Raw genomic sequence first — 13,522 nt, 5'->3', positions numbered from 1 at the left:
TATCAAGGAATATGAAAGCACTAAAAATAACAGTATTTGTAATTTTACATCTCTTATTTGCCAAAGGAATTGCGCAAGAAGTACTAATAGAAGCCGAAAGTTTTATTCACAAAGGTGGTTGGGTTGTAGATCCTCAGTTTGTAGAGCAAATGGGATCCCCTTATTTAATGGCTCACGGTATGGGAGTACCCGTAGAAAATGCCAAAACGGAAGTAAACTTTAATAAAAAAGGGAAATACTATGTTTGGGTAAGAACCAAAAATTGGGCTCCAGGAAATTGGGAGGCTCCAGGTCAATTTAAAATTTCCGTCAATGGTAAGGTTTTAAAGAAAAATTTAGGTACAAATCCAGATTGGAATTGGGAGTATGTTGGTAATGTTAAAATAAAATCAGAAACGGTAGCTGTAGAATTTAAAGATTTAACAGGATTTAACGGAAGGTGTGATGCCATTTATTTTAGCAAATCTAAAAATCTTCCTGCTGATGCAAATGAAACAACTTGGAGAAAAGAAAAGTTAGCTGAAACTTTAGCGCCAGAAACACAAAAAACATACGATTTGGTTATTACCGGAGGTGGTTTGGCAGGATGCGCTGCTGCCATTGCTGCCGCAGAACAAGGTTTAAAAGTTGCTTTAATTCATGATAGACCTGTATTAGGTGGTAATGCAAGTGATGAAGTGCGTGTGCATAGTTTAGGTATTTATGGTAAGTTTGAGCGTATTTTAAAAATGATAGATACCAAGCATTATCCTAATGGATCTTATAAAGCAAAGTACGATCAAGAAAAAAGAGATAAAAATGTTAAGAGTTTTAAAAACATAGATCTTTTCTTAAATTGGAGAGCTTATGATGCCGTATCAAAAAATAATAGCATTCAGTATGTAGATGCAAAAAACACCTCTACAGGTGATAGAATCCGTTTTAAAGCTCCAAGATTTGTAGATTCTACAGGAGATGGATGGATTGGTTTTTGGGCTGGTGCCGAATATTCTTATGGTAGAGAAAGTTATAAGACTTACAATGAGTCTTGGGATAAATGGGGAGAACTTTGGAGTCCTGAAGAACCAGATGATTTTGTAATGGGAGCTTCTGTACTTTGGCAAACTAAAAAAACAGATAAAGTGCATGATTTCCCTGAGCTGCCATGGACCAAAGCGGTGGCTAAAGACCATAAAGCCATTTCAGGTGAATGGTATTGGGAGTTTTCTAGAAATGATCTTCATCAAATACATGATGCGGAAGAGATAAGAGACCACATGTTAAAAGCTATTTATGGTTCTTTTGCCAACGCAAAAAAGTTAGAAAAAAATAAAAATCACAAATTAGAATGGGTTTCATATTTGGTAGGAAAAAGAGAATCTAGAAGGTTAATTGGTGATTATATCTACACTTTTAACGATGTAAAAAATAATACTAAGTTTAAAGATGCTGTTGTTGAAGAAACTAGAGAAGTAGATGTACATTACCAGAGAAATTTAAAAGATCATGAAGAGCCCGATTTTCTTTCTGAGGCACTTTTTTATAAAACTGAAAAATACTACGTACCATATAGAACGTTGTACTCTAAAAACATAAAAAACTTATTTATGGCTGGTCGTAATTTTAGTTCATCTCACATTGGTTTAGGAGGACCTAGAGTGATGCTTACAACTGGTCAAATGGGTGCTGCAGTAGGTTTAGCTGCGGTTATTTGCAAAAAACACGACGTTAACCCAAGAGAAGTATACGCCAAATATTTACAAGAATACTTAGATTTAATAGACACACAGCAATAGTGCATAAGTTGTTAACTTTAATACTTGTTCTGTTTTTAATTACAGGGTTTCATCATCAAAATCATATGGGTGATGAACCTCTGTTTTTTAATATGGGTGATGAATGGAAAGACATAGCAAAAGATGTTCCTGTTTTTAATTTTAAAGTCAAATCAACAGATTCCAGTTATACAACTTCAATAACACACCAAGTTAGATTATTATCTAACAGTAAAAAACAACCAGTTCTGTTCTTCTCTGATATAGAAACAGCGGTTTGTGCAGATGGCAAATGCAAACTAGCCAATATTAAAATGTATTGGAATCTATTGGGTAATTATGTCGGTTTTGGAATTGATCCGGAATTACCGCTCACAAAATATGAACATGATGCTTTTGAAACTCAAGATTACGCGAAACTTCATCAATTACTTTTAGATGAGCATTCTATTCTTAAAAGACGAAAAATGTCTGATTTAATAGATACCGTTCATATTTCGAAACCAAATCTGTTCTCAAATAGTATAGATGCTGTTTCTGGAGCAACCAAAGCAGAAATAAAACAATCGGTTGTTAAAGGCGGGTTGTATTCATGTTATACGTTATGGCACATCGTGCACGGAGAAGTGAAAGAAAAAATGAAAACATACATCGATTCTTTACACTCTGATGAACTTATTACTTACTTTTTAGAATCCCCTTATAAAGATTATCAGCAATATGCTTTAAAACAGATTACTGCCAAAGAATATGAAAAACATATCGAATCCATTTTACAAATTTTTAAAAGCAATAATGCGGTAACAAGAGCTTATATTATTAAAAAAACACCAGTTTCTGTTTTTTCTGACAAAAAAATAGCAGAACAAATTTATCAGACATTTCCTGATTTAGATATTAATACACGAACACTTTTAATTAAAAAAATTGAGCACACTCATGTTATTGCTGTTGAGGTTTTATCAGAAAACTTAGAAAACATGACAAAAAATCAACTCAAATTTTACTTGAGTTATTTAAAAAACAACTCAAATAATATTCATAAAAGCATTGAACTTAACTTGATTAAAACGAGTAAAAATCAAGATTATACTTATAGTTATTTGATAAGTGAATATTTAAAAAACAAAAAATGATTTCATTTATCACATCAATTATTCTATTAATCACTGCTTATTTTATTTACGGCAAGTTTATAGAAAATGTATTTAAAATAGACATAAATAGAAAAACTCCGGCTATAAAATTAAAAGATGGTGTAGACTATATGCCACTACCTACATGGCGAATTTTTTTAATACAATTTTTAAATATTGCAGGTCTAGGACCAATTTTTGGTGCCATAGCAGGTGCAATGTTTGGACCATCTGCTTTTTTATGGATTGTTTTTGGAACCATTTTTGCCGGAGCTGTTCATGATTATTTTTCGGGGATGCTATCTGTACGTCACGATGGTTTGAGTATTAGCGAAATTGTAGGTCTATACTTAGGGCCAAAACTAAAACACGTAATGAGAATATTTACCGTGATTTTACTAGTATTTGTAGGTACTGTATTTCTTGTAGGCCCAGGAAAAATAATTGATGGAATGACAGGTAATACCCTAGGCGTTTGGTTATGGGTGCTTATTATATTGTGTTATTATATATTGTCTACTTTATTACCAATAGATAAATTAATTAGTAAAATATATCCTTTATTTGGTTTTGCAATGTTGTTTATGGCTATAGGTTTAGGGATGGTCTTGCTTTTTGGAGATTACCAAATACCAGAATTGGTACCTTCTAATTTGGTGAATATGAAAACGAACCCAGATAAAAACCCTATGTTCCCCATATTGTTTGTTACTATTGCTTGTGGTGCCATTTCAGGTTTCCATGCTACTCAATCCCCTTTAATGGCACGTTGTATCAAGAATGAAGCCTTAGGTAGAAAAGTGTTTTTCGGGGCTATGATAACCGAAGGTATTGTTGCTTTAATTTGGGCAGCAGTTGCAATGGTATTTTTTGAAAATGTACAAGGCTTAAATATAGCAATGGCTGAGCACGGAAATAATGCCGCATGGGCTGCCAACGAAATATCTTTAAACATGTTAGGAAACATTGGCGGCGTATTGGCTCTTTTAGGTATTGTTGCAGCTCCAATTACTTCTGGAGATACTGCTTTTAGGTCGGCAAGATTAATTTTAGCAGATATATTTAAATTTAATCAAAAGCCCATTAAAAATAGACTTTACCTAAGTGTACCTTTATTTGTTATCGCTTTTGTTCTAACCCAAGTAGATTTTGCCATTATATGGCGTTATTTTGCATGGAGTAACCAAACACTTGCTATGGTTGTATTATGGACCATAACAGCATATTTAATTAAAGAAAAGAAGACTTACTGGATTACGTTAATACCAGCCCTCTTTATGACTATGGTTTGTAGTACTTATATTTTAATTGCACCCGAAGGTTTTCAGTTAAATCACACTATTTCATACGGCGGTGGAGTAGTAATTACGCTTATAATTTTTATTTTGTTTAAGCGATATACTAAAAAAATTAATGAATTAAATAAAGTAGAGTTAAGAGATACTTTTTAATAAATAAAGGATAACTAAAAATAGTTATCCTTTATAACAAGCTTACTAATGTTGTTAATTGTGTAACGATTAAATTCATTTTTGTCGAATCTCGGAACCAGTATGAACTAACTTGAAAACTTCTTCCAAAATCCATTACAAAGAACCTACTTAAATAATATCGCTAGGACTCCACGTTTAACATTATCTTCTAAGGCTTTAAAACACCATCACCTTACTTAATTAGCTATTTTAAGAGATTGAGTTTATTAAACATCTATATTTTTATAATTTAATAGAATTCTAATTTTTAATCTCACTACCCCACCAATCTTCATTAGGTTGCCAATTAGGATCTAACATTTTTTTACGTTGCTTCTCTCGACCAGGTAAATTATTAGTTCTCTGATTTTCTAACCATTTTTCACGAGCTTCTTCATCCCATTCTGGGTCCACTTGTGCATAGTGTGTATTCATTGATTTTAACCAAGTTAACAACTGTACTTCCAACTCTTTTGCTTTTTCAGGATGCACTTTTGCTAGATCATTACGTTCACCTAAATCTTCATCTAAGTTATATAATTCAGCACGTAAATCTTCCCAATAATAAATTAATTTCCATTTTCCTTTTCTAATGATAGAACTTGGTTCTCCACCTTGATTTCCATAGTGAGGATAATGCCAATACAATGGTCGATCCGCTATCTTTTCTCCTAATAATAAAGGTTTTAAACTAACACCATCATTATGTGCTTCTGGCTTAAGAGGTAAACCTGCTAAATCTAATAAAGTTGGATATAAATCTGTACCAGAAACTGGCACATCAATTTTAGCTCCATTTTGCTTTAACCAAGGAATATGAATAAAAAATGGCACTCTTGTACCGCCTTCCCACTGATATCCTTTTCCTCCTCTTAAACTTAATTGGTTGGTAGAATAATTATCTCCAGAAGTTACACCTCCATTATCAGAAGTAAAAACAACTATAGTATTTTCATCTAAACCTAAGTCTTTTAATTTTTTTAATACGGTGCTAATAGCATCATCTACATGCTCTATTAAACCCGCATAAACAGGATTGTCTTGATATTTTCTTGCTGGTAAAACACGTTCCATTTCAAATCCATTTTCATGAATTCCCATTTTTTCTGCTTTGTTACGGTACTTAGTCCATTTTTCTTTTGTTGTTTGTATTCCTCCGTGTACAGCATAAAAAGAAAGGTATGCAAAAAACTGATTATCTTTATTTTCTTCTATGAATTTACTAGTTTCATTGGCAAGTTTCATTGATAAATTCAACCCTTTTTCTTCTGGTAGATTTGGCAAATTATCATTTTTATATGGAGAAAAGTAACCTCCTCTAGGACCTCCAGAATCATTTCCTCCAACATTTACATCAAAACCATGATCTGTAGGCAGAGATTTTTGTTCTTTACCTCCTAAATGCCATTTCCCCGCGAAAAAAGTTTTATAACCTTGTTCTTTAAATGCTTCTGGTAAGGTTACAGAATTTGTATCTAAATGATGTCTATATTCTGGCGGAAGTAACTTAGTATAACGCTTACGTTCTTTCCAAGATTGCCCACTATTTCTAGGTCCTTCAAATTGAGTAATACCATGTCTTGCCGGGTTTTGTCCCGTCATTAAACTTGCTCTAGATGGGCTACAAACCGTACAAGCCGCATACCCGTTTGTAAAAACGGTTGCCGTTTTAGCTATATTATCAATGCTTGGTGTTTCATAATATTCGCTACCCATTATCCCTAAATCTGCATATCCTAAATCATCCACTAAAATGAAAAGAACATTTGGTTTTTTAGATACTGCTTGTTTTTCTTCTGCCTGATTACAAGATGAAAACAAAAATGATAAGCTAATTACTAAAATAATATTTTTCATGCTTTTTACTTTAATTTTGGTTTAATCCACATACAATGCCCGCCACCTGCAGCCATTATTGCTTTTATAACATCTCCTTTTTTAACGGTTCCTTTTTTAATTTGATATGTCTCCGGATTCTCTATTCCGTGTGTTTTTTCTGTATCTTGATAGTAAGTTACAGTATATGCTTTGTTATCATCTAAAAAATCTAATTTAATATCTAAGGTTTTTGCCTCTTCATTATTAACAGAACCAACAAACCATTCTTGCTCAAATCTTCTTGCTGTAGAAATGTATTTAGCCATTTTACTAGTTAAAACGATGCTTTCATCCCATTTACCAACTGGCATTTTTTCTATAAACTCAAAAAGATCTGCTTTTTTATTATAGGATTCTGGTGCATCTGGTAAACAAACCAATCCGCTATGAATAACCAATGTTCTTGCTGCTTCTGAGACTACAGTAGAGAAATACGTATTTTTCTTTTTAGGTCCTTTTAATCTATCACCTTTATTAATACCGATTAAATCAAAGTTTCCGTTATTCATGTCCAAAGGACCTTGAATAGCATTAATTAATGCCATTTTTATAAAAGTTTCTGGTGTAAATGCCTTTCTAGAATCTTGTTGTGCATGACAATATTCTCTAGTAATTGCATTGGGAAATGTTCTTTCCATACCAGTAAAAGGAACTGGAGAATCGTGAAAATCTACTAATAAATGGTTTTTTGCACTTTGCTGAATGGCATTACTAGTAAACGACACATTATTTCCCATAAAACCATACTTTATACCACTCATACCCAAAGAAGCAAAGTGAGAGAATAATTGATCATCACCATAATCACCTTTATGTCTATCGTAATAAAGTATAAGCTTAACCCCTTTTGTTTTTGCATATTCGGAAACCTTTTCTAGGTTTAATTTGCTTGTTACTGTAAAATGACCCTTGGTTACTTTTGTATACCAACTCGCATCAATTAAAAAATATTCAATTCCTTTTTTCGCAGCAAAGTCAATAAACCTAATATAACTTTCTGTATCAAATCCATAGGTAAAACCATCATCTGTTATATAACCATGCACTCTCCAATCCCAAAGTGATTTACCTGGTTGAATCCAAGACGTATCTTCTACTTGACTAGGAGTTGCTAAATTAAGCGGAACTGTATTGGTAACTAAATCTCCTATTTTTTCTTCTACTAAAATAACTCGCCAAGGTGTGGTTACTTTTGTGCCTTTTAGTTTTATTTTGTTTGTAGCTGCTAATACATTTTTATCTTTATTAAACTTAAATTTAATCGTACCAAACTCTGGTGCTACATATAAATCTGATTCTAAAAGAGACAAATAAGACGTCTCTGAGTTTTTAACAACCAAAGGCGTCAATAATCTTGGTTGTTTTTTAACTTCTTTTAAACTTTCTATATTAATTGGTCCTAATGGCGGATTTTCTCCATTTGGAGCATACAATTCGTTTGTATTATTCAAATTATATTCGCAGTAAAAAGTTGCTTCGTTACCTTCTTTAAAACCTTCTAATTGATATCTAAAACCAACGCCTTTATTAAAAACACGTATGTATAGTTTTGCCTTTACTTTATCTAATAAAATATCTAAAACAAGTTCATTATACTCATTTTTAATTTCACTAAACTGCCCCCAAACAGGTTTCCAATTGGTATTGTTAGCATTTAAAGAACTATTTGTAATTTCGGCTAGTTTATTTGGTAGTATAGAAATTTCAGAGGTTCCTACAAGTTCTTTCCCGTTTTTAAAAAGCGCATAAGTTATCTTACCTTCTTTGCTTTTTATTATTACGGATGTATTTCCGTCAGAAGAATTTATAGAAAAATCAGTTTTATTATTACTGCATCCACTCATCACTAAAAGCAAAGCTAAAAGCGACAAAGTAAATTTGATATTTTTTATGAAGTATGAAAACAAGTTTAATTTCATCTGTTAACTATTTATTACTATACACTTGCTCTTTATATTTTTCTAAAAGAACATCTAAATCTTTTACAATTTCTGGATAGTCTTTATATACATTATTTTTTTCTTCTGGATCTTTTGACATATCATATAAAGTACCTTTTACTTCTCCTTTTTTAGGTTGAATTGATTTTGGTTTTGAAAAACCTCCTGAACCTAAACTTGGAGTATATTTCCATTTTCCTTTACGGATAGAAAATGTTCCATTAAAAGAATGATGCACAACCGCTTCTCTTATTTCTGATTTTGGATTTGAAGTATACGCAGACCAAAGATTGTAACTATCTTCTGCTCCGTTTTCTACTTTTGGTTTGTCTAAAACACCCGATAAAGTTGCAAATAAATCTGTAGTACACATTAGTTGATTAGACTCTAATCCTGCGGGAATTACACCAGGCCATTGTGCAATATAAGGCACTCTATGTCCGCCTTCGTAAATATCTGCTTTTTGCCCTTTGTAAATATAATTTGCACGATGTGCGTATTTCTTTTTGTCTTGAGATTTCCAATGAGAACCATTATCAGAAGTAACAATAATTAAAGTGTTCTCTAATTTATTAGCTTTCTTTAATGCTTCAACCACAGCTCCAACAGCATCATCTACCATAGTAACAAAATCTCCATAACGTCCTGCTTTAGATTTACCAATAGCTTCTCCCGTTGGCAACCAAGGCGTATGAGGTGCTGTTAATGCGAAATAAATAAAAAACGGATCGTTTACACCTTTTTGATGAGCAATATAATCTTCTGTTTTTCGGGTAAAATTATCTAATGTATTTTCAATAATAAAACTCGGTGATTTTTCGCCTGGTCTCCAAAAAATACCACGACCTGCTTTGTTTGCGTCTTTTCCATTGGTATATGCTGTTGGTAATTCTTTTGCTTTTCCGTTTTCTATATATACATATGGTGGCATGTCTAAAGATGCAGGAATTATATAAGAATAATCAAAACCTAAACTTGATGGATCTTTTATATTTTTAGTATAATCTACATTACTTTTTCCTTTATTTTCTATTATAGATTTTTCTCCATCCTTAGGTTGTAAGCCCGTTCCTAAGTGCCATTTACCTATACAAGCTGTATTATAACCATTACTTTTTAAATATGAAGCAACCGTTGGTCTATCATCTTCAATTAATGGTTTATCATAACCGTGTAACACTCCTTTTTTTAATGAACTTCTCCATGCATATCTACCTGTAATAATACCATATCTAGTTGGTGTGCAAACAGAAGAATTGGTATGTGCATCTGTAAAATGAACGCCTTGCTTCACAATTTTATCCATGTGAGGTGTTTTAATTCCTGAATTTGAATTTAATGCAGAAAGATCTCCATAACCCATATCATCAGCTAGGATATAAACGATATTTGGAGTTGCTAATTTAGTACTAACATTTTCCTTTTTTAGGTTTTTATTGGTACTACATGCGGTTACTAAAATGAATAAAAACAGAACTCGCTTCATGCGTTTAACTTTAATTTGTTTGAATATTTTTATTTGGCAACTTGCTAAAAAGATCTTTTCCATTTGTATTGATAAAAGCCTTAATAGCGTATTTTGAATTTTTAGCCAATTCCGTATTTGGAATAAACACATTATAGGTTTTTAAAACCTTAGACAAACTATTACCTTCAATAACTTGCTCTTCAACTGTTAGATAAGAAATGTTTTCTATTTTTAGTCCATATTTAAATTCGCCATCTAGTAAAATATTTTTAAAAGCAACTTTAACTAAAAAGCCATCGTCTTGTTTCTCTATTTGCTTTATTTCGATAGCATATTCATCATCTGAACTAAAAAGCGTTGCTGTGTTAGGATAAAAGTTACTTTCGCCAACCGATGTTTCTGCTTTAACGGTATAGAAATAAACCTTACCTTTTTCTGCAGAAGTATCTATAAACGATGACAATTTAATACCACTTGCTATTTTATGATAGTTATGAAGTTCTTCTCCTCGATAAATATTATATGTAGTTTCTGGTAAAGCTGAGTCTTGGGTAAACCATTTTACAAAAACATTTCCGCCTGCTTCTCTTACTGCCGATACGTTTCTGGGGCTTAATGGTATTTTTTTAGATAAAATAACTTTGGATGGTTTTGAAAACTCACTATCTCCTAGCCCATTATACCCTGCAACCGAAAAGCTGTAAGGAACGTTATATTCTAAATCATCAACACGAAAACCAAAGACATTATTTGCGTCAATATATGTGACTTCTCCTGAAACTTCATTTATACATTTAAGCTTATAACCAGAAGTATTAGCTACACTTTTCCAAAAAATAGTAGCAGCGTTATTTCTCCTAGAGGTTTTAAATATTTCTGGTGCTTCTGGGATACCATTTTTTATTTTTATAGTATTAGAAAACAAACTACTTCCTTGGCTATTTTCTGCTTGCATATTAAAATAATACGTAGCATCCTTATTTAAATTATCTATTTCTAGAAAATTAACCATAGCACCTTCAACCTTAATTTGTTTATCCAAATGTTTAGAATCTGTACCATAATTAACCACATAATTTGACACATTTTCTATAGGCCCCCAGGTTAGCTTTACACTTCCATTTAAAACCTCGCCTTTATAAATTGTAGGCGTATCCGGTTTTGTAACAAGTTTAGATTCCCACTTGGCAACAGAAACACTATACTTAGGAATATTAATTTCTCCATTACTAAAAACCATATTTTGTATTTCTGTATTTTGAACTTCTAACTCATCTCCCGATATATAATTAACCTCAATTTTTTTATTTAGCGGTTTATTATCAATTTGAATTTCGAATATTTTAGATTGATTAGTTCTGTTGGTAAACACTAAATAATCGTAGCCATTTATACCGCGATATGCTTGTGTATAAAACCCTTTTTCGACAGTATTTTTTAAACCAGGAGCTTCAAAACCATTTGTAACGGTTGAGTTAAATACAAAATTTGAATGATTGGTTACCTCGTGATAAATTTCATAGGCTTTCCCCTCCAAAGTTTTATTAATTCCTGTAGGTATACTATCGGTATTCAGTTTAGTCTTATTTTTATAGGCATTTTCTATTTCTTGATTTATATTCTTTTTAGGGGCATATTTACTACTAACTTCATGCGCCCCAACGTACCATGTATTTGTATGTTGTAATTGACGCATTACATATTCAATATTATAAATACTAGAGTAAATACCATTTAAAGGACGATTCCAAACACCAAATTCCGTAATTACCATAGGTACATCTTGCCATGTATAATCTTCTATCTCCTGCATCGCGTTTAATGAAGTTGCCTCTAATAATTTTGTATTTGCTCTTCTATAAGCTTGATTTACAGATTCTTTTTTTCCTGTGTGGGGTGCATACGAATGTTTTGAAAACACATTCCAAAATGCACCTTGCTCTTTTTGATAAGCATTAATTTCTTTCATAAACCCCCAAATGCCATCCCAGGTATTATTTAAAGCAAGAAAAGCATTTGGAAAAACAGATTTTATGGCCTCGGCATGTGGTTTCATTTTCATTGCATAGTCGTAACCATTGTTCCACCAATAGCGTTCTCTATGAGGCACGTAAAAATAGGGTTCGTTACAAAATTGCCATGTAGCAACTTCTATATTGTTATTTTTACAGAATCTTGCGAGTTCCAATGTCATTTCTGGAGTTTCAGAAAAGCCATTTATAGTTACAATTAACTTTCCATTTATTTCGCTCAATAAATCGTATAAATCTATAATGCGATGAGGCCCTTTAACCTCTGTAAACCGGTACCCTTTAAGATATTGTTTTGGATGATCGAACATCATGGCATAATCTATATCATATTGTCCAGTAGCACTACTAAATGCATCGCCCATAGTTCCAGAAAAATAACGAAGCCACCCGGGGTTTAATTCATGCACTGCTTTTCTAAAATCAGGATGTAAATAACTCCAGCTCTTATCTGCAATACGCACATTAAAACCACTAGAACCAATTTTGATACCATGTCCATTTTCAGTATCAATATGTATAACTCCATTGTCTATCTGAGAAAACGACAACTGAAAAAGCACACTAACACAAAGAAATAAAACCTTTTTTTTTATATTCATTTTAACAACATTAAGCATAATTTAAACTTACAAAAACATGGAAAAAATAAAGCCAATTTTTAATTTAATTACTGCTTAACTACTTTGAAAGTTTTTGAATAATTACCGCCATTAAGTTTTAATAAATAAATTCCTTTTACAAAATCACTTAAGTCAATTTCAATTTTGCTAGAAGTATTTATACTTTTATTGGTATGCACTATTTGTCCATTAATAGTAAATAAAGTATAACTATCAATCTCTGTATTTGGTGCAATTACCGTTAATTTATCTAACACTGGGTTTGGAAACATAGTGAATTGAATGTTCTCATTATCATCAACAGATAATCCTGACTCAGAAGCAAATACCTGAACCTCAGCCAATGCTAATGCCTCTACTGCATGTAATTCAATTTTAACTATTTGTCCTGTAACACTTCCTGTTTCGACAATTACTGCTTGATCAGGAATTTCGGTTAAACGCTCAGAAAAAACTGTTGTTCCATTACTATTTATAACGGACACCGTATAATCAGACATTCTATTTTTACAACAAGAATCAGTTCTTCCAAATATTTTAATACTTCCTATTTCTGTATTCTGACCAAGGTCTACTTGCCACCAAGTAGCTCCTCCTCCATCGTCTCCGGTAAGTGATATAGATCCATTACCGCCACTATAACTCCCTGAAATATCTCCATCAATAGCTTTTGATGCCGACATATTAAAACCTGTTGAAGATTGTGTTGCTGCACCAGAAAGCGCAAGATTTTCTTGTTGCTTTAAATATAAAGCCATCATCGTTTCTCCTCCATTGTTAACAGCACCAGAATTTAAATTGATATTGGTCCATGAATTATATAAAACCAGTCCATCAACTCCATATTCAATGGCTTTTTCTAAACGGGTTCCATTTCCTTTGGCATCATTATGATTAACTTCAGAATCCCAAACCGGTAAATTTTTTGCATCAGCCAATGCTATAAAATCATCCCATAAAGTATGATTAAAACCAAGATTATGAGAAGCTGCTACTGTTATATAATTTTCTGTGTTTGAATTATCAAACATATCGATAGCCGCAGGAAGCCCCCAAGTACATGGCCCTATTAATTCTGCCCCGTTTACGTTATTATAAAGCGCAGCATAAATAGAATTAATTTGATTTACACTCCACGTACTACTTGTTGCACGTCCGTCTTCATTAAAAGGATTTAACCATTTACAATCTGGATATTCTGCAGAAAATTCTAGCATCCTA

At 32.4% G+C, this 13,522-nt stretch carries 8 protein-coding genes; 3 read left to right on the top strand and 5 right to left on the bottom strand.

All coding sequences use genetic code 11. The annotated features are described in order from the left end of the window. Window positions 1-11 precede the first annotated feature (11 nt). The 3 genes from ABJM36_RS08495 to ABJM36_RS08485 are packed head-to-tail and all read left to right on the top strand — an operon-like array spanning window position 12 to window position 4,341. A complete protein-coding gene (locus ABJM36_RS08495) occupies window positions 12-1,775 on the top strand; it encodes an FAD-dependent oxidoreductase (protein WP_348451030.1) in 1,764 nt (587 codons plus the stop codon). Window positions 1,776-1,783: 8 nt separating this feature from the next. After that, complete coding sequence (locus ABJM36_RS08490) at window positions 1,784-2,890, top strand: hypothetical protein (protein ID WP_348451029.1); 1,107 nt, start codon at window positions 1,784-1,786, stop codon at window positions 2,888-2,890. Continuing rightward, window positions 2,887-4,341 carry a carbon starvation protein A gene (locus ABJM36_RS08485; protein WP_348451028.1) on the top strand — a complete coding sequence of 485 codons (1,455 nt, stop codon included), beginning with the start codon at window positions 2,887-2,889 and terminating at the stop codon, window positions 4,339-4,341. The genes ABJM36_RS08490 and ABJM36_RS08485 overlap by 4 nt, the downstream gene beginning before the upstream one ends. A 282-nt stretch (window positions 4,342-4,623) precedes the next feature. Here ABJM36_RS08485 and ABJM36_RS08480 read toward each other — a convergent pair whose 3' ends face one another. From ABJM36_RS08480 to ABJM36_RS08460, 5 genes are all read right to left on the bottom strand, one after another. Continuing rightward, window positions 4,624-6,219, bottom strand: coding sequence for a sulfatase (locus ABJM36_RS08480; RefSeq protein ID WP_348451027.1), 1,596 nt, complete (start codon window positions 6,217-6,219; stop codon window positions 4,624-4,626). 5 nt (window positions 6,220-6,224) lie between these two features. Then, entirely contained in the window at window positions 6,225-8,159 is a 1,935-nt protein-coding gene (locus tag ABJM36_RS08475; RefSeq protein ID WP_348451026.1) for a glycoside hydrolase family 97 catalytic domain-containing protein, read from the bottom strand. A 7-nt stretch (window positions 8,160-8,166) separates the two neighbouring features. Next, entirely contained in the window at window positions 8,167-9,666 is a 1,500-nt protein-coding gene (locus tag ABJM36_RS08470) for a sulfatase-like hydrolase/transferase (RefSeq protein ID WP_348451025.1), read from the bottom strand. Window positions 9,667-9,676: 10 nt separating this feature from the next. Next, window positions 9,677-12,280, bottom strand: a complete 2,604-nt coding sequence (locus tag ABJM36_RS08465; RefSeq protein WP_348451024.1) for a fibronectin type III domain-containing protein — start codon at window positions 12,278-12,280, stop codon at window positions 9,677-9,679. Between the two features lie 68 nt (window positions 12,281-12,348). Further along, window positions 12,349-13,522: T9SS type A sorting domain-containing protein (locus ABJM36_RS08460; RefSeq protein ID WP_348451023.1), on the bottom strand; the 1,174-nt coding region annotated here is incomplete at its 5' end.

The sequence above is a fragment of the Algibacter sp. genome, assembly GCF_039977455.1.
Lineage (GTDB): Bacteria > Bacteroidota > Bacteroidia > Flavobacteriales > Flavobacteriaceae > Algibacter_B.
Note: the sequence above shows the minus strand (reverse complement) of the source record. Positions and strands in the feature narration are given on the sequence as shown.

Coding starts and splice junctions, on each gene's coding strand:
- ABJM36_RS08475 (WP_348451026.1), bottom strand. CDS start 8,159: ATGAAATTAAACTTGTTTTCATACTTCATAAAAAATATCAAATTTACT.
- ABJM36_RS08480 (WP_348451027.1), bottom strand. CDS start 6,219: ATGAAAAATATTATTTTAGTAATTAGCTTATCATTTTTGTTTTCATCT.
- ABJM36_RS08465 (WP_348451024.1), bottom strand. CDS start 12,280: ATGAATATAAAAAAAAAGGTTTTATTTCTTTGTGTTAGTGTGCTTTTT.
- ABJM36_RS08470 (WP_348451025.1), bottom strand. CDS start 9,666: ATGAAGCGAGTTCTGTTTTTATTCATTTTAGTAACCGCATGTAGTACC.
- ABJM36_RS08495 (WP_348451030.1), top strand. CDS start 12: ATGAAAGCACTAAAAATAACAGTATTTGTAATTTTACATCTCTTATTT.
- ABJM36_RS08485 (WP_348451028.1), top strand. CDS start 2,887: ATGATTTCATTTATCACATCAATTATTCTATTAATCACTGCTTATTTT.